The organism is Bittarella massiliensis (ex Durand et al. 2017) (assembly GCF_017566145.1).
Classification (GTDB): domain Bacteria; phylum Bacillota; class Clostridia; order Oscillospirales; family Ruminococcaceae; genus Bittarella; species Bittarella massiliensis_A.
On record NZ_JABFCL010000303.1, the window covers coordinates 1 to 215 of the forward strand.

1 protein-coding gene is annotated in these 215 nt (G+C 38.1%); it reads left to right on the forward strand.

Translation table 11 applies throughout. From position 1 onward, the window contains the following. The coding region (locus tag HJY11_RS14440) for a DUF624 domain-containing protein (RefSeq protein ID WP_208076554.1) at positions 1-215 on the forward strand (215 nt) is incomplete at both ends.

Here is a 215-nt window from a genome sequence, read left to right on the forward strand (position 1 = left end):
TGAAGGGCTATTTTAAATCCTTTAAGGAGAACTTCAAGCAGGCTACCATAATCTGGCTGATAGCGCTGCTGGTGGGAATCATCCTGGTTGGTGATTTTTTGATTCTCCGAAATTCAACTCTTTCCTTCGGAAAGGTGATCATGGTTTTGATTACGGTAGTTGCCGTTATTTATATTTTTACCATGATTTATATTTTCCCCGTATTATCCAGATTT